General features: G+C 72.4%; 13 protein-coding genes and 1 pseudogene. 8 read left to right on the top strand and 6 right to left on the bottom strand.

The annotated features are described in order from the left end of the window. Positions 1-180 precede the first annotated feature (180 nt). Positions 181-480, bottom strand: a complete 300-nt coding sequence (locus DMH12_RS29020; protein WP_122615220.1) for a DUF4235 domain-containing protein — start codon at positions 478-480, stop codon at positions 181-183. Between the two features lie 43 nt (positions 481-523). After that, a complete protein-coding gene (locus DMH12_RS29015) occupies positions 524-1,549 on the bottom strand; it encodes a glutathione S-transferase family protein (protein WP_125494399.1) in 1,026 nt (341 codons plus the stop codon). 265 nt (positions 1,550-1,814) lie between these two features. Here DMH12_RS29015 and DMH12_RS29010 point away from each other — a divergent pair, with 265 nt between their 5' ends. After that, entirely contained in the window at positions 1,815-2,735 is a 921-nt protein-coding gene (locus tag DMH12_RS29010) for a cation diffusion facilitator family transporter (protein ID WP_125494401.1), read from the top strand. A 63-nt stretch (positions 2,736-2,798) separates the two neighbouring features. Here DMH12_RS29010 and DMH12_RS29005 read toward each other — a convergent pair whose 3' ends face one another. Beyond that, complete coding sequence (locus DMH12_RS29005) at positions 2,799-3,248, bottom strand: nitroreductase family deazaflavin-dependent oxidoreductase (RefSeq protein ID WP_122615218.1); 450 nt, start codon at positions 3,246-3,248, stop codon at positions 2,799-2,801. A 360-nt stretch (positions 3,249-3,608) separates the two neighbouring features. On the opposite strand from DMH12_RS29005, the gene DMH12_RS29000 reads away from it, so the two are divergent. Both DMH12_RS29000 and DMH12_RS28995 read left to right on the top strand, forming a co-directional pair. Then, positions 3,609-4,811 (top strand): cytochrome P450, encoded by a 1,203-nt coding sequence (locus DMH12_RS29000; RefSeq protein WP_125494398.1) that lies wholly within the window; start codon positions 3,609-3,611, stop codon positions 4,809-4,811. A 12-nt stretch (positions 4,812-4,823) separates the two neighbouring features. Beyond that, positions 4,824-5,024, top strand: a complete 201-nt coding sequence (locus DMH12_RS28995; RefSeq protein WP_125494397.1) for a ferredoxin — start codon at positions 4,824-4,826, stop codon at positions 5,022-5,024. A 54-nt stretch (positions 5,025-5,078) separates the two neighbouring features. Here DMH12_RS28995 and DMH12_RS28990 read toward each other — a convergent pair whose 3' ends face one another. After that, positions 5,079-5,492: a hypothetical protein gene (locus DMH12_RS28990; RefSeq protein WP_125494396.1), complete on the bottom strand. Its 414-nt coding sequence runs from the start codon at positions 5,490-5,492 to the stop codon at positions 5,079-5,081. 144 nt (positions 5,493-5,636) lie between these two features. Here DMH12_RS28990 and DMH12_RS28985 point away from each other — a divergent pair, with 144 nt between their 5' ends. Beyond that, positions 5,637-6,605 carry an aldo/keto reductase gene (locus tag DMH12_RS28985; RefSeq protein WP_125494395.1) on the top strand — a complete coding sequence of 323 codons (969 nt, stop codon included), beginning with the start codon at positions 5,637-5,639 and terminating at the stop codon, positions 6,603-6,605. A 16-nt stretch (positions 6,606-6,621) separates the two neighbouring features. On the opposite strand, the pseudogene DMH12_RS40010 reads toward DMH12_RS28985, so the two are convergent. After that, positions 6,622-7,262: pseudogene (locus tag DMH12_RS40010) on the bottom strand (DUF4232 domain-containing protein). 107 nt (positions 7,263-7,369) lie between these two features. Beyond that, positions 7,370-9,745 (bottom strand): SpoIIE family protein phosphatase, encoded by a 2,376-nt coding sequence (locus tag DMH12_RS28975; RefSeq protein WP_125494394.1) that lies wholly within the window; start codon positions 9,743-9,745, stop codon positions 7,370-7,372. Between the two features lie 255 nt (positions 9,746-10,000). Between DMH12_RS28975 and DMH12_RS28970 the strand changes: the two genes are divergently transcribed. The 4 genes from DMH12_RS28970 (at position 10,001) to DMH12_RS28955 (ending at position 16,188) form a co-directional block, all read left to right on the top strand. Then, on the top strand, positions 10,001-13,087 hold the full coding sequence (locus tag DMH12_RS28970) for a glycoside hydrolase family 2 TIM barrel-domain containing protein (RefSeq protein ID WP_125494393.1): 3,087 nt from the start codon (positions 10,001-10,003) through the stop codon (positions 13,085-13,087). 141 nt (positions 13,088-13,228) lie between these two features. Next, positions 13,229-15,472: a glycoside hydrolase family 9 protein gene (locus DMH12_RS28965; protein WP_125494392.1), complete on the top strand. Its 2,244-nt coding sequence runs from the start codon at positions 13,229-13,231 to the stop codon at positions 15,470-15,472. An 86-nt stretch (positions 15,473-15,558) separates the two neighbouring features. After that, positions 15,559-15,807: a hypothetical protein gene (locus tag DMH12_RS28960; protein ID WP_125494391.1), complete on the top strand. Its 249-nt coding sequence runs from the start codon at positions 15,559-15,561 to the stop codon at positions 15,805-15,807. Between the two features lie 3 nt (positions 15,808-15,810). Then, positions 15,811-16,188 (top strand): toxin Doc, encoded by a 378-nt coding sequence (locus DMH12_RS28955; protein WP_125494390.1) that lies wholly within the window; start codon positions 15,811-15,813, stop codon positions 16,186-16,188. Positions 16,189-16,618 lie beyond the last annotated feature (430 nt).

Below are 16,618 nucleotides of genomic sequence, written 5' to 3'. Positions count from 1 at the left end.
GTCTCCGACGGCACCCCTCGGACCCGGTGACACCACCCCCCAGGTCATCCCGTCGACAGGGGGCAACAGTCATGCCGGGCCCGGAGGCCAGCGGCCCTCTTGCAGGACCGCGAAAAAGATAACGGGGGGGGGAGCGGGGGAGAAGGGGACCGCGACGCGGTCGAGGGGACCGCGGCGCGGTCAGTCCCGTCCGCCCTTGTCGACCGGCCACACACCGGTCGAGCGCTCAATGGCCTTGGCGCCCGTACGGTCCACGGCGCTGCGCACCGCCGCGAAGATGGCGCCCTGGATCGCGGCGGCCAGCAGGATCTCGCCCCAGCCGCGGTCCGGGTCCAGCGCGTCGGGAGCGTCGTCCTCGTGCCGGATCAGCTTCCAGGTCTTCTGGAACGCCATCCCGGCCAGTGTGCCGCCCACCCAGCCGAGCGCGAACCCGACGGGCTTGTAGGCGAGCGGGAGCTTCTTCTTCTTGGGCTTCGCCATGCGTATCTCTCCTTGCGTGGGGTGCGTGGTGTCTGCGGAAGGGTCAGGGCCGGCCCGGTACCGGCACCTCCTCGCCGGCCCGGACGGGCCCGGGCGGAGTGCCGTCACCGAACGGCCGCCCGCCCAGCTCCTCCCGGTGGTGGGGCGTGAGCCAGCCGGCGAGGTCCGGGCCCAGGGGCACGATCGCCGTCGGGTTGATGCCGGTGTGCACCTGGTAGTAGTGGCGCTTGATGTGGTCGAAGTCGACGGTGTCCCCGAACCCGGGCGTCTGGAACAGGTCGCGGACGTACCCCCACAGCACCGGGTGCTCCGCCAGCTTCCAGCGGTTGCACTTGAAGTGGCCGTGGTAGACGGCGTCGAACCGGACCAGCGTCGTGAACAGCCGGATGTCGGCCTCGGTGACGGTGTCACCGACCAGGTAGCGCTGCCGCTCCAGTCGGGGCGCCAGCTGCTCCAGCCGCCGGAAGACGCCCGCGCAGGCGGCCTCGTACTCCTCCTGGCCGGTGGCGAAGCCGGCCCGGTACACGCCGTTGTTGACGTCCTCGTAGACGCCGGCCATCACCTCGTCGATCTCGTCGCGCCGCGACTCGGGATACAGGTCGGGCGCGCCCGGCCGGTGCAGCGAAGTCCACTCGGTGGCGAGGTCCAGGGTGATCCGCTGGTAGTCGTTGGTGACCAGCGCCCCGGTGGGCACGTCCACGATCGCGGGAACGCTCACCCCGCCCGGATAGCCGGTCTCCCGCCGGTCGTAGGCCTCGCCCAGGTAGCGGATGCCGAGCACCGGGTCGCGGCCGTCCGGATCCAGCGTGAACCGCCAGCTGCGGTCGTCCTGGATCGGATCGGCCACGGCCAGGGACAGGGCGTCCTCCAGCCCGAGCAGCCGCCGCGAGACCAGGGCCCGGCTCGCCCACGGACAGGCCCGGCTGACCACCAGGCGGTACCGGCCGGACTCCACCGGCCAGCCGTCGCGGCCGTCCGCGGTGATCCGGTCCGCGAAGTGGCTCTTGGACCGCTTGAACGGCTTCCTGCCGTACCCGCTGTTGCCCGGCGTGCCGCCGTCACCGCTCATGGGCCTGCCTCCAGTCTTCCGGGTGCCCTGGTGGACGCGTTCCCCGTTTTCGGCCGTCGGCACTGGTGGGCCACCCACAAGGCGGGGTGTGAGTGCCGCCGCCACGGGCATTCGGCCCTTCGTGAGTGGGACAGCCGCACAGGAGCAGGCAGGCCGGCAGGGCGACGGGGCGGACTGCGAGAAGGGTGACAGGAGCGGTGACGAGAACCGTGACGGGAGGAACGTGAGCGCCGAGACCAAGGACGACCGCAGGACCCGGGTGACCGTGCTGGTCGCCCTCGCGGCCAATCTGGTGATCGCCGTCGCCAAGGCGATCGGCGGATTCCTGGCGGGATCGCCCGCGCTGCTGTCGGAGGCCGCGCACTCGGTGGCGGACAGCATGAACGAGGTCTTCCTGCTCGCCGCCCTGCGCCGCAGCCGCCGCCCCGCCGACCGCAAGCACCCCTTCGGCTACGGCAAGGAGCGCTTCTTCTGGTCGCTCCTCGCCGCCGTCGGCATCTTCGTGATGGGCGGCTGCTTCTCCTTCTACCAGGGCGTCGAGGCCCTGCGCAGCGGCGCCGACGAGGAACTGAGCGGTTACGTGGCCGGACTCGTCGTGCTCGGCATCGCGCTGCTCGCCGAGGGTGCCTCGCTGCTGCGGGCCCTGCACCAGGTGCGGGGCCAGGGCGGCATCGCCACCGGGCTGCGCGACCCGGCCCTGCGCACGGTCGTCGCCGAGGACGGCACCGCGGTGCTCGGGGTGACCCTCGCCATGGCCGGCATGGTCCTGCACATGGTCACCGGCCAGGTGGTCTGGGAGGCCTGCGCCTCGCTCGCGATCGGCGGACTGCTCGTGTACGTCGCCTACCGGCTGGGCCGCGAGGCCCGCGACCAGCTGATCGGCGAGGCCGCCGACCCCGAGGCCAGCGGCCGGATCTGCGCCCTGCTGGAGGCGCAGCCGGAGATCGACAGCGTCGAGGCGCTGTTCACCATGAAGACCGGCCTCGATTCCACCCTGGTGGCCGCGCGCGTCGACCTGATGCCGGGCATGGACAGCGAACGGGTGGAGGAGGTCGCGGTGCGCATCAAGCGCTCGATCGCCCACACCGTGCCCGAGGCGGGGGAGATCTTCCTCGACGTCACCGACCGCCCCGCGCGCGAGGCAGCGGAAAGCCCCGCCGCGACGGGGGAACGCGGCGGGGCCTGACCTCCGGATGCCCGGAACCCGGCGCTCCATGCACGCCGTCGCCGGGAATCGGGTACGCCCGGCTCAGCTTCCGTCGGCCGGCTCCAGGACGAACACGGGGATCTCCCGGTCCGTCTTCTTCTGGTAGTCGGCGTACGGCGGATACGCCGCGACCGCACGCTCCCACCACTCGGCCTTCTCCACGCCGGTGACCTCACGGGCCGTCATGTCGCGCCGCACCGGCCCGTCCTGCAGTTCCACGTGGGGGTCGGCCTTCACGTTGAAGTACCAGACCGGGTGCTTGGGGGCGCCGCCCAGGGAGGCCACCACGGCGTACGTGCCGTCCTGCTCGACCCGCATCAGCGGCGTCTTGCGGATCTTCCCGCTCTTGGCGCCCCGGGTGGTCAGCACGATCACGGGCAGGCCCGTGTTCTGCAGGGTCGTGCCCTTCGTGCCGCCCGAGCTCTCGTACAGCTCGACCTGTTCGCGCACCCACTTCGTCGGGCTGGGTTCGTACTCGCCGTCCAGAGGCATGTGTGCATCCGTTCCGTCGTCGCTCGGTCACTCGGTCGCTCGGTTCGTCGGGCCGACCGGCCCGGTGTACGTCACCGACCGGTGCGGACCCCTTCCATCCATACCGCATCCTGCTCCCGAACCACCGGGCACCGTGCCGCCCGGCCGGATCCGGCGGGCGGTCGGTGCTCGCGGACGGTCCCATCGCGCCACGAACACGGCGCGCCCGGCCCCGCCGGGCCCGAGTGGCGCCCCGCGCCCGGTGGTCCCCGGCCAGTCTGTCCCCCGTCACCGATCTGGCCGAACTTGGCGTCGCCGCATAGATGCCCGAGGCATCTAATGAAGATCTGCACGACGCACTCTTCGTCTGCGAGGTCTTCCATGACGGACACGGACACGACGCACCCCGTCGCCTTCCCGCAGGACCGGACCTGTCCCTACCACCCGCCCGGCGCCTACGACCCGCTGCGCGCCACCCGTCCGCTGGCCCGCGTCACCCTCTTCGACGGCCGCCCCGTCTGGCTCGTCACCGGGCACACCATCGCCCGCCGGCTGCTGGCCGACCAGCGGCTGTCGACCGACCGCACCCGCGACGGCTTCCCCGCCACCTCGGCACGGCTCACCGCGGTACGGGGCCGCAGTCCCGCCCTGCTCGGCGTCGACGACCCGGAACACCGCGCCCAACGCAGAATGGTGCTCCCGGAGTTCACCCTCAAGCGCGCCGCCGCCATGCGCCCGCGCATCCAGGAGATCGTCGACGAACGGCTCGACGCGATGATCGCGCAGGGCCCGCCCGCCGACCTGGTACCGGCCTTCGCGCTGCCGGTGCCCTCGATGGTGATCTGCGCGCTGCTCGGCGTCCCCTACGCCGACCACGACTTCTTCGAGGAGCAGTCCCGCCGGCTGCTGCGCGGCCCCCGGCCCGAGGACACCCTCGAGGCGCGCGACCGACTGGAGTCGTACCTGGGGGAGCTGGTCGACCGCAAGCGGAAGGAGCCCGGCGAGGGTCTGCTGGACGACCTGGTCCGGCAGCAGCTGAGCGAAGGAGCGCTGGACCGTGACCAGTTGATCGCCTTCGCGGTCGTCCTGCTGGTCGCCGGCCACGAGACCACCGCCAACATGATCTCCCTGGGCACCTTCACGCTCCTGCGGAACCCCGGGCGCCTGGCCGAACTGCGCGCGGATCCCGGGCTCCTGCCGGGCGCCGTCGAGGAACTGATGCGGGTGCTCTCGATCGCGGACGGACTGCTCCGGACGGCCGTCGAGGACATCGAGGTGGAGGGTCAGACCATCCGGGCCGGAGACGGCGTCGTCTTCGCCACCTCCGTCATCAACCGGGACGAGACGGTCTACCCCGAGCCGGACGCCCTGGACTGGCACCGTCCGGCCCGCCATCACGTCGCCTTCGGGTTCGGCATCCACCAGTGCCTGGGCCAGAACCTGGCCCGCGCCGAACTGGAGATCGCCCTGCGCAGCCTCTTCGAGCGGCTGCCCGAACTGCGCCTGGCCGCCCCGGCGGAGGAGATCCCCTTCAAGCCCGGCGACACGATCCAGGGGATGCTGGAACTCCCCGTGGCCTGGTAGGAGGGTCCGCACATGCACATCGGCATCGACCAGAACACCTGCATCGGGGCGGGGCAGTGCGCCCTGACCGCCCCGGAGGTCTTCACCCAGGACGACGACGGCTACAGCGCGCTCCGCCCCGGCCGGGAGGACGGGGGCGGCAGCGCCCTGGTGCGGGAGGCCGCCCGCGCGTGCCCCGTCGGCGCCATCACCGTGTCGGAGCGGGTGGGCTGAGACCGTGCCCGCGCGGGCACGGTGGGCTGACACCGTGCCCGCGCGGGCCGGGGATCACATGAAGATCTCGGTCAGGTAGATCTCGTCCACTCCGGTGATCCCCTCGATCCCGTCGGCGCCGGCCGAGGGGTCGACGTCGAACTCGACGTCGTCGTCGCTGAGGCCGGCCATCGCCACGGTAGAGACCTTGACACCGGACGTCGTCTCCCAGCCGATCTCCCACAGCACGTGGACGGCGCCGGGCGCGGTGCAATGGAGGTCGCCGTAGGCCCGGGCGGAGCCGTCCTCGTTGACGCACACGGTGATCGTTCCGTACCCCCAGTCCACCTCCTTGGTCTCGGTGACGCAGCCGGGCGCCGCCGACGCGGTGGCGCCCGGCGCGGTGGCCGCCGAGGCCGCGGGCGCTGCGGCGACGGACATGCCGCCGAGGAACACGGCGGCGAGGAGGACGGAGGCCAGTTTCTTCACGGGATGCCTTTCACCGGACGCGACAGGGTCGCCGAGACGCTAGCCGTGGGCGTTATCGGCGGACTATCGGCGCCGGGGTTCGAGCGCGCGCGAAGACGTACGCTCGCCCTGGTACGGATGATCGGGAAGACAGGAGCAGCAACGATGCAGTACGTGAAGCTCGGTTCGACGGGCCTGGACGTGTCGCGGATCTGCCTGGGCTGCATGACGTACGGAGTCCCGGACCGCGGCACGCACGAGTGGACGCTCGACGAGGAGGCCTCGCGTCCGCTCGTCCGGCGGGCGCTGGAGGCCGGCATCACCTTCTTCGACACCGCCAACGTCTACTCCGACGGCACCAGTGAGGAGATCGTCGGCAAGGCGCTGCGCGACTTCGCCCGCCGCGACGACATCGTGCTCGCGACCAAGGTCAACGGCCGGATGCGGCCCGGACCCAACGGCGCCGGCCTGTCCCGCAAGGCGATCATGACGGAGATCGACCACAGCCTCCGGCGGCTGGGCACCGACTACGTCGACCTCTACCAGATCCACCGCTACGACCCGGACACCCCGGTCGAGGAGACGATGGAGGCCCTGCACGACCTGGTGAAGGCGGGCAAGGTCCGTTACATCGGGGCAAGTTCGATGTACGCCTGGCAGTTCTCCAAGATGCAGTACACCGCCGAGCGGCACGGCTGGACGAGGTTCGTGTCGATGCAGAACCACTACAACCTCGTCTACCGCGAGGAGGAGCGCGAGATGCTGCCCCTCTGCGCGGACCAGGGCGTCGGCGTGCTGCCCTGGAGCCCGCTCGCCCGCGGCCGGCTCACCCGCGACTGGGACACCGCCACCGAGCGCAGCGCCACCGACAACTTCGGCAGCACCCTCTACCAGGAGGGCGACCGGGCCGTGGTCGAGGCGGTCACCCGCATCGCCGGCGAGCGCGGAGTACCGCGCGCCCAGGTCGCCCTCGCCTGGCTGCTGCACCAGGACACGGTGACCGCGCCGATCGTCGGCGCGTCGAAGCCGGGGCACCTCGACGACGCCGTGGCAGCGGTGGAGCTGACGCTCAGTGAGAAGGAGACCGAGGAGCTGGAGCGCCCCTACGCGCCCCACCCGATCGCCGGCCACTGATCCTGGCACGGGCGCCTCAGGGGCCCGTGCCCGCCTCCAGGGCGGTGACGGACACCGACGACTCGTCGCCGCCCACCGGGACCTCGCCGGCCGTCCACTTCACCTCGAGGGGGTCGTGCTCGTCCGGCGGGGTGACGAGCAGGGCCGCCGGGGTCGCCGTGCGGGCGCCGCTGATCTGCGGGCTGGAGAACGACAGCCCGGCCCAGGCGCTCTCGCCCGGCGTCAGCGTGACGGTGCGCGGGGAGGCGGGCGTGCGCTCCGGGTCCGGGCCCAGCTGCTTGCCGGACGCGTCCAGGAAGGCGGCGCCGGGATGGCCGTACAGCGTGCAGGTGCGGTCGGCGGTGTTGGTCAGCACCACCGGGAAGTTCCGCTGCCCGGCGCCCGGGTCGCCGCGGCGCGCAGTTCGGAGGTGTGGCAGCGGCCGTCGGTACGGCCCGAGGCGGAGGCCGATCCCGCGGTGTCGCTCGGCGCGGTGCCGGTCGCGGTACCGGGGTCCGTCGCGGCCCCGGGGCCGGTAGCGGTCGTGCGGGCGGACTCGGCGGGCCGGGGGGTGCCCGACGTGCCGCTCTCGGTGCCGCAGGCGCTCAGCAGGCCGAGAAGCGCGGCCCCGCTCGCGAGCAGGGCCGTCCGGCGCAGCGGCTGGGACGTGTTCGCCATCGCTTTCCACACTCCCGTCAGGTCTCGCGCACGGCGCGCCCCGGCGCGGCGCCGTACGCCCCGTTCCCCACGGGTGTCCCGTCACACCGCCCGGGAAACGGGGAGCCTCATTCCTCGTCGAGCAGCCCCAGCTCCGCCCAGATCGTCTTGCCGTCGGTCGTGTGCCGGCTGCCCCAGCGCTGGGTGAGCTGGGCCACCAGCAGCAGGCCGCGGCCGCCCTCGTCCCAGGTCTTGGCCCGGCGCAGGTGGGGCGCGGTGTGGCTGGTGTCGGAGACCTCGCAGATCAGCGTGGCCGCGTCGTGGATCAGCCGCAGCCGGATGGGCGGGGAGCCGTACCGGATGGCGTTGGTGACCAGCTCGCTCACCACCAGTTCGGCGGTGAAGGACGCCTCCAGCAGGCCCCAGGTGGACAGCTGTTCGAGGACCTGCTTGCGCACCGGGGCGACCAGCGAGGGGTCGGCGGGGATGTCCCAGGTGGCGACCTGTCCGGCGGGCAGCCCCCGGGTGCGGGCCAGCAGCAGCGCCACGTCGTCGGCCGCGCTGCCCGACGGGAGCAGGGTGCGCAGTACGCGGTCGCAGGCGACGTCCAGGGAGTCGGCCGGGGCCGACAGCGCCTCGCGGAGCAGCGACTGGCCGGCGTCGGCGTCCCGGTCCCGGCTCTCGATCAGGCCGTCGGTGTAGAGCGCCAGCACGCTGCCCTCGCGCAGCTCCAGCTCCGCCGACTCGAACGGCAGCCCGCCCACGCCCAGCGGCGGCCCCGAGGGCAGTTCGAGCAGCCGGGGCGGTCCGTCGGGCGGTACCAGGAGGGGCGCCGGATGCCCTGCCCGGGCCAGGGCGCACTGGCGGGAGACCGGGTCGTACACCGCGTACAGGCAGGTGGCGCCGACCTCGCCCGCGCTGTCCTCGCCCGACTCCTCGGAGAGCCGGACCACCAGGTCGTCGAGGTGGGTGAGCAGTTCCTCGGGCGTCAGGTCGATGTCGGCGAGGGTGCGGACGGCGGTGCGCAGCCGGCCCATCGTCGCCGACGCCTGGATGCCGTGGCCGACGACGTCCCCGACGACCACGGCCACCCGCATCCCGGACAGCGGGATGACGTCGAACCAGTCGCCGCCGACCCCCGCGCGGGCGGCCGGCAGGTAGCGGGAGGCCGCCTCCACCGCGGCGGTGGGCGGCAGCCACCGGGGGAGCAGGCTGCGCTGGAGAGTGAGCGTGGCCTCGCGCTCGCGGGAGTAGCGGCGGGCGTTGTCGATGCAGACGGCGGCGCGGGCGGTGACCTCCTCGGCCAGCAGCACGTCGTCGTGGGTGAACGGGTAGGGGCGCCGGAACCGGGTGAAGACCGCCACGCCGAGGGTGGTGCCGCGGGCCTGGAGCGGCACCGACATCAGGGAGTGGACGCCGAACTCCCGCACCCGCCTGAGCCGGACCGGGTCCCAATCCAGCCAGTGTTCGAGGTCGCCGAAGGTCTCCGAGGCCACGATCGCCTGCCCCGAGAGCAGGCACTCGGCCTGCGGCGAACCGGCCGGGTAGACGTCCAGTTCGCCGGTCTCGGCCACCGCCGGCGGGTGGCCCCGGGTGACCGACTGCTGGGCCGTCCTGCGCAGGGCCACCGGCGGTTCGACCACGGTGGCGGGCTCGCCGCCGTTCTCGCGCGGGTCCAGCAGGTCGACGGTGACGAGGTCGGCGAGCGCGGGCACGCACACCTCCGCCAGTTCCTGTGCCGTACGGGTGACGTCGAGGGTGCTGCCGATGCGCACGCTGGCCTCGTTGACCAGTTGCAGCCGCTCCCTCGCGAGGTGCTGCTCGGTGAAGTCGTGGGCGCTCACGCAGACGCCGATCACGCGGCCGTCCGGGGCGGTCAGGGGTGCGATCCGGGCGTTCCACGCGTGGGCGCGGCTCTCGCCGACGGCCCTGAGATGGGTCTGCATGTCGGAGCGGCGGCCGGACTCCAGGACCCGCCGCATGTGCCGTTCGAGTTCGCTGTTCTGCCGACGGCTGCTGATGTCGGTGGCCCGCAGGCCGCGCAGCCGGTGTTGCGGGAGTCCCACCAGCTGTGCCATCGCGTCGTTGACACCGCGCAGCAGGAGCCGGTCGTCGAAGATCATCATGGCGCAGGGAGACTGCGTCAGCGCCGCGCTGACCAGCGGGTCGTCCGCCGGTTCGGGGCCCGCCTCCAGGGCTGCCACGGCGAGCCAGGTGTCCGGCCGGCCGTCCTGCGGTCTGCGGTGGGCGAGCACCCACACCGACACGGTGTGCCCGTCCCGGTGCCGCAGCTCCAGGGTGCCGCTCCACTGGTGGTCGTCGCGCCCGGGAGGGGTGGGCTCGGTGCCGTCGGCCAGCAGCGCGGCGGCGGGGCGTCCGACGACGTCGGCGGCCACGTGGCCGAGCAGCAGACGGGCGCCCTCGTTCCACTCCCGCAGGGTGCCGGAGTCGTCGACTACGACGCGGGCGGTGGCGGCATCGTCGAACGGGTTGACCGGACTCATCGTCGCCACTCCATTGCGCACACCCACGGTGAACAGCGCGTCACCTGCTTCCCAGCCTAGTGCGTCCGGGCCCCGTGCGGACCCGAACCACCGGGCCCACGCGGCTCCATGGCCGCGGGGGTCACCGGACGGTCGGGACGCCGCCGACAGAAAGTGCTTTCCGTGGCCTTGACGAGGGCGTATGCCAGGACGTCAGAATCTGTTTGGTCACGATCAGTTGTGAGTACTTCTGAGCCCCGATGAGGGAGATGCGTCATGACGGTCACGCGCAGATCGGTACTGATCGCCTCCGCGGCCACGCCCGCGGCCGGGGCGGTCCTCGCCGCCCCCACGGCGTCGGCCGCGGACGCGACGGGCGGTGCCCCGGGCCGCCGGACCGTCGCCCTGCGCGACGGCTGGCGCTTCTGGCTCGCCGACCCCGACGGGTCCGCCGAGGGTTCCACCGCCCCCGCCGACCCCGCGTACGACGACGCGGCCTGGCGGGAGGTCGCCGTCCCGCACGACTGGAGCATCGAGCAGACGCCCACCACCGAGCACGGCACCACCAGCGGGACCGGCTTCCTGCCCGGCGGCCTCGGCTGGTACCGGCTCGCCTTCACCCTGCCGTCCGCCCTGTCCGGCAAGCGGATCTCGGTCGAGTTCGACGGCGTCTACATGGACGCCCGCGTCCACTGCAACGGCCGGGAGGCCGGCCGCCACCCCTACGGCTACACCGGATTCGCCCTCGACCTGACCGACCTGGTCCACACCGACGGCCGCACCGAGAACGTCCTCGCGGTGCAGGTGCGCAACCGGCTGCCGAGCAGCCGCTGGTACTCCGGCAGCGGCATCTACCGCGAGGCCCGCCTCGTGGTCACCGAGCCCGTGCACGTACGGCGCTGGGGCACGTACGTCACCACGCCCCGGGTGAGCGCGGAACGCGCCGTCGTCCGGGTGGAGACGGCCGTCGTCAACACCTCAGGCGCCGTGCGCGAGGTCGAGGTCAGGTCGTCGGTCGAGGACGCCGACGGACGCACGGTGGCCCGGGCCGCCTCCACGGTCCGGGTGACCGACGAGGCGGGCGAGATCCACGAACTCGCCGTCCCCCACCCCCGGACCTGGGACTTCGCGGACCCGCACCGGTACACCCTGCACACCGAACTGCGCGTCGCCGGCCGGACCGTCGACACCTGCCGCACCCCCTTCGGCATCCGCACCTGCCGCGTCGACCCCGAGGAGGGCTTCCACCTCAACGGGAGGTACGCCAAGATCAAGGGCGTCGACCTCCACCACGACCTCGGCGCACTGGGCGCCGCCGTCAGCGCCGACGCGATCCGCCGCCAGATGACGATCATGAAGTCGATGGGCGTCAACGCCTTCCGCACCTCCCACAACCCGCCCTCGCCCGAGATGATCGAGGTCTGCGAGGAACTGGGCATCGTGATGCTGGTGGAGGCCTTCGACTGCTGGCGCACCGGCAAGAACCCCTACGACTACGGCCGCTTCTTCGACGAGTGGTGCGAGCGCGACGCCACCGAGATGGTGCTCGCGGCCCGCAACTCGCCCGCCGTCGTCATGTGGTCGATCGGCAACGAGGTCCCCGACTCCACCTCCACCGCCGGCCTCGCCATGGCCGACCGGATCATCGACGCGATCCGGGCCGCCGACGCCACCCGGCCGCTCGTCATCGGCTCCGACAAGTACCGCGCAATGCCGGCCAAGGGCTCCGCGGCCGACCTCATGCTGGCCAAGCTCGACGGACTGGGCCTCAACTACAACACCGCCAAGTCCGTCGACGACCTGCACGCGGCCTACCCGCACCTCTTCCTCTTCGAGTCCGAGTCGTCGTCCGAGACCTCCACGCGCGGCACCTACCAGGAGCCGGAGCGCCTGAACACCGGCGAGAACCACACCCCGGGACGCCGGGCCACCTCGTCCTACGACAACAACCTCGCCTCCTGGACCATGAGCGGCGAGTACGGCCACAAGAAGGACCGGGACCGCAGGTGGTTCGCCGGCCAGTTCCTGTGGTCCGGCATCGACTACATCGGGGAACCCACGCCGTACGACGTCTTCCCGGTCAAGGCGTCCTTCTTCGGCGCGGTCGACACCGCCGGCTTCCCGAAGGACATGTACCACCTGTTCCGCAGCCAGTGGACGGACGAGCCCATGGTCCACCTGCTGCCGGAGACCTGGAACCACCGCGAGGGCGACACCGTGGAGGTCTGGGCGTACGCCACCGTCGACACCGTCGAGCTGTTCCTGAACGGGCGGTCCCTGGGTACCCGCCGGTTCGACACCAAGCGGACCGCCGACGGCCGGACGTACCTGGAGACCACCGAGGCCACCGGTGACGACAAGACCTTCACCGACGGCCCCTACCCGGGCAGCTACACCAGCCCCACCGGCAGCGCCGGCAAGCTCCACCTGACCTGGCGGGTGCCCTTCGAGCCGGGGGAGCTGAAGGCCGTCGCCCGGCGCGGGGGCAGGACGGTCGCCACCGACGTCCTGCGCACCGCCCGGGCGGCACACGCCGTACGCCTCACCCCGGACCGCGAGACCGTCGCCGCCGACGGGCGGTCCCTGGTCTTCGTGACCGCCGAGGTGGTCGACCGGCACGGCGTGCTGGTGCCCGGCGCCGAGCACCTGATCACCTTCGACGTCGAGGGCGGCTCACTGGCCGGACTCGACAACGGCCGCCAGGAGAGCGCCGAGCGCTACCAGGCCAGTACCCGCACCGCCTTCCACGGCAAGGCGCTCGCCATCGTGCGCTCGGGCACCCGGCCCGGCGTGCTGCGGGTGTCCGCCCGCGCACCCGGCCTGCGCACGGGCACGGCGACCGTGCGCGCCCGGCGGGCGCCGGACCCGGCGACCACACCCGCGCCCGAGTTCCGCCCCGAGCACCCCGCGCCCGTGGACCACCCGCACGCGGACGCGAGCTACTCCGGCCGTCCCGACACCCTCCCCGCCGCCATGATCGACGGCGACCCCGCGACCGGCTGGTCCAACGGCTTCCGCAAGGCGGCCACCGCCCTGCTGCCCGCCTTCGACGGCGCCCGCCCCGAGGACTGGATCTCGCTCGCCCACGGCCGCACCCGACGCTACGGCCGGATCGAGGTCTCCTTCACCGTCGACGACGCGCACAGCCTGCCCGCGGCCGTCGGGGTCGCCGTCTGGGACGGCGGCGCCTGGCGGGCGGCCGGGGGCACCGAGACCGACTGGGCCACGTCGTCCGACGCGCCCACCGTGGTCACCTTCGACGCGGTGCGGGGCTCGGCTGTCCGTCTCACGCTGACCAGCCGGCACCCGGGAGAGGCGCGGGGGGCCATCCGCGTCAGCCGCCTGGAGGCGCCCGCCGTCTGAGCCGTCACGCGCGGGTCCGGACGGGAAACCAGTCCCGTCCGGACCGTTGACGGCATGTCATGTCTGCCACAAGCATGGCCTGCGACCGCATTTGGGAGCGCTCCCATCACGGGAGCGCCACCTCCCCCGAGGAGCCCGGACGTGAAAAGACGCAGAACCGCGCTCATCTCCCTGACGGCCCTGCTGGCGGCGGCCGTCACGGCGCTGCCCGCCGCACCGGCCGGGGCCGACGAGACCGAGCAGGTCAGCAACGGCACCTTCGACAACGGCACCGCATCCTGGTGGGCCGGCAGCAACGTCACGGCGGCGGTGTCCGACGGCCGCCTGTGCGCCGACGCACCCGGCGGCACCAGCAACCGCTGGGACGCCGCGATCGGCCAGAACGACATCACCCTGGTCGCGGGGGAGTCGTACCGGTTCTCCTTCACCGCGACCGGCACCCCCGCCGACCACGTGGTCCGCGCGATCGTCGGCCTGTCGGTCGCCCCGTACGACACGTACTACGAGGTCAGCCCGCAGCTCAGCGTCTCCGGCGACACCTACGCGTACACCTTCACCTCGCCCGTCGACACCACCCAGGGCCAGGTCGGCTTCCAGCTCGGCGGCACGCCGGATGCCTGGCGGTTCTGCGTGGACGACGTGTCCCTGCTGGGCGGCGTGGAGCCCGAGCCGCACGTCCCCGACACCGGACCGCGGGTCCGCGTCAACCAGGTCGGCTACCTGCCCTCGGGACCGAAGAACGCCACCCTCGTCACCGACGCGACCGCCGCCCTGCCCTGGCAGCTCAAGGACGCCGGCGGCCGGGTCGTCGCCCACGGCCGCAGCACGCCGCGCGGCGTGGACGCCTCCTCCGGGCAGAACGTCCACTCGATCGACTTCGGCCGGTACAAGAAGCGCGGCGAGGGCTACACGCTGACCGCCGACGGCGAGACCAGCCGCCCGTTCGACATCGGCACGGCCGCCTACGAGCGGCTGCGCACCGACTCCGCGAAGTACTACTACACGCAGCGCAGCGGCGTCGCCATCAGCGACGAACTCCGCCCGGGCTACGGCCGCCCCGCCGGGCACGTGGGCGTGGCACCCAACCGGGGCGACACCGAGGTGCCCTGCCAACCCGGCGTGTGCGACTACAGCCTCGACGTCTCCGGCGGCTGGTACGACGCCGGCGACCACGGCAAGTACGTCGTCAACGGCGGCATCTCCACCTGGGAGCTGCTGAGCACCCACGAGCGCTCGCTGCACGCCCGGACCGGCGAGCCCTCGAAGCTCGGTGACGGCACCCTCGACATCCCCGAGAGCGGCAACCGGGTGCCGGACGTCCTCGACGAGGCCCGCTGGGAACTGGAGTTCCTGCTGAAGATGCAGGTACCCGAGGGGCAGCCGCTGGCCGGCATGGCCCATCACAAGATCCACGACGAGCAGTGGACCGGGCTTCCGCTGCTGCCGAGCGACGACCCGCAGAAGCGCGAACTCCACCCGCCGACCACCGCGGCGACCCTGAACCTGGCGGCGACGGCCGCTCAGGCGGCCCGCCTGTACCGCTCCTACGACCGGGACTTCGCCGCGAAGGCGCTGAACGCCGCCCGCACCGCCTGGGCTGCGGCGCTGGCCCACCCGGACGTGCTCGCCGACGAGAGCGACGGCATCGGCGGCGGCGCCTACCCCGACAGCCGGGTCGACGACGAGTTCTACTGGGCCGCGGCCGAGCTGTACCTGACCACGGGGGAGCGGGACTTCGAGGAGTACGTGCTGAACTCCCCGGTCCACACCGCCGACATCTTCGGCCCGATCGGCTTCGACTGGGCGCGCACGGCGGCCGCCGCCCGGCTGGACCTGGCGACCGTCCCGAACCGGCTCCCCGGCCGCGACGAGGTGCGCCGCTCCGTCGTCCGCGGCGCCGACGGCTACCTGGCGACCCTGGGGGCGCACCCGTACGGCATGCCCTACGCGCCCGACGGAAACCTGTACGACTGGGGCTCAAGCCACCAGGTCCTGAACAACGCCGTCGTCCTCGCCACCGCCTACGACATCACCGGCGGCTCCAAGTACCGTGACGGCGCCGTCCAGAGCATGGACTACATCCTGGGCCGCAACGCGCTGAACATGTCGTACGTCACCGGCTACGGCGAGGTCAACGCGCACAACCAGCACAGCCGCTGGTACGCCCACCAGCTCGACCCCGCACTGCCCAACCCGCCCGACGGCACCCTCTCCGGCGGGCCGAACTCGAGCATTCAGGACCCCTACGCGCAGAGCAAGCTCCAGGGCTGTGTCGGCCAGTTCTGCTTCATCGACGACATCCAGTCCTGGTCGACCAACGAGCACACCATCAACTGGAACGCGGCGTTGGCCCGGATGGCCTCCTTCGTGGCGGACCAGGGCTGACCGCCTGCGGCCCTCGCGGTACCGTCCCCTTATGGCTCTGACCTGGGTCTATTTACGGGTCAGTACCGGAGCGGTACCGTGGGGGCATGCCAGCTCTGAACGTGGAGTTCAGCGACCGCGAGCTCGAGGACCTGCGGCAGATCGCCAAGGAGCGCGGTACGTCGATGAAGGCGCTCGTGCGGGACGCGGCCGCCGCCGACATAGCCCGGCACCGGGCACTGCAGGAGGGGGCGGAGGCGTTCCGCCGGTTCTTCTCGGCCCACGCCGACGAATTCGCGGCCGCCTTCCCCGACGACGAACCACCGGCCGTCCGGGGCGAGGGGCGGGCCGCCTGACTTATGGCCCCGGTCCTGCACATCGACGTGCCGTGGCTGCTCCAGCGCCACGAGGAAGTGCTGCCGGAGCAGCCCACGGTCAACGACTTCTCCGCACTGGTGGCCGCCGTCGCCCGGCACCGCGTGGACCCGCCCCGCCTCGGGGTGGACTCCGACCCGGCCTGGCGGGCCGCCGCGCTGCTGCACACCCTCGCCGTACTCAAACCGCTGCCCTCGGCCAACGCGCGCTTCGCCTGCGCGACCGCCGTGGCCTACATGTTCGCCGCCGGCACCGGCATCGACCCGCCCTACGGCGCCCTGGTCGACCTCGCGCGCGACCTGATGTCCGGCAAGGCCGACGTCTACGGCGCGGCGGACCGGCTGCGCTCCTGGCAGATCTGACCCGGGGGTCGCACGCGCGCGCGGAGAATACGGAAAGTCGTTGCACGTTTCATGAGTTGCGACGGAATCTGACCTTCTTTCAAAGGCGGGCCGATGTTGCCCGCTCGCCTTGTTGACCATGAGTGGTTTGTGCGAGAGTGAAGCACCCGTGCGGGGGGTAAAGGCCGGGTCTCGCACGCGCTTTGAAGGACCAGGTTCGATTTCGCCGTGGCGAATTCACGCTCCCCACACCGCGCCCAAGAGGTACACACCAATCCGGGGTCCCTTTTCGGCGATAGGAACGTCTGAGTCACAGCGCGTGGGAAGGAACATCTCAGTGCCCACCCCCCACCCGTGGCGCTAGGGCGGGGCCCAAGCCTCCCAACCGAGCGAGCAATTCCCACTGACGTCTGCTGACCGAACACGTAAGACACCGTTCTTCACGAGGTGC

This window comes from Streptomyces sp. WAC 04229 (assembly GCF_003947455.1).
GTDB lineage: Bacteria > Actinomycetota > Actinomycetes > Streptomycetales > Streptomycetaceae > Streptomyces.
The sequence above is the reverse complement of the archived record's forward strand: the minus strand, read 5'-3'. Positions and strand labels throughout refer to the sequence as shown.

Coding starts and splice junctions, on each gene's coding strand:
- DMH12_RS29020 (WP_122615220.1), bottom strand. CDS start 480: ATGGCGAAGCCCAAGAAGAAGAAGCTCCCGCTCGCCTACAAGCCCGTC.
- DMH12_RS29015 (WP_125494399.1), bottom strand. CDS start 1,549: ATGAGCGGTGACGGCGGCACGCCGGGCAACAGCGGGTACGGCAGGAAG.
- DMH12_RS29005 (WP_122615218.1), bottom strand. CDS start 3,248: ATGCCTCTGGACGGCGAGTACGAACCCAGCCCGACGAAGTGGGTGCGC.
- DMH12_RS29000 (WP_125494398.1), top strand. CDS start 3,609: ATGACGGACACGGACACGACGCACCCCGTCGCCTTCCCGCAGGACCGG.
- DMH12_RS28995 (WP_125494397.1), top strand. CDS start 4,824: ATGCACATCGGCATCGACCAGAACACCTGCATCGGGGCGGGGCAGTGC.
- DMH12_RS28985 (WP_125494395.1), top strand. CDS start 5,637: ATGCAGTACGTGAAGCTCGGTTCGACGGGCCTGGACGTGTCGCGGATC.
- DMH12_RS28975 (WP_125494394.1), bottom strand. CDS start 9,745: ATGAGTCCGGTCAACCCGTTCGACGATGCCGCCACCGCCCGCGTCGTA.
- DMH12_RS28970 (WP_125494393.1), top strand. CDS start 10,001: ATGACGGTCACGCGCAGATCGGTACTGATCGCCTCCGCGGCCACGCCC.
- DMH12_RS28960 (WP_125494391.1), top strand. CDS start 15,559: ATGCCAGCTCTGAACGTGGAGTTCAGCGACCGCGAGCTCGAGGACCTG.
- DMH12_RS28955 (WP_125494390.1), top strand. CDS start 15,811: ATGGCCCCGGTCCTGCACATCGACGTGCCGTGGCTGCTCCAGCGCCAC.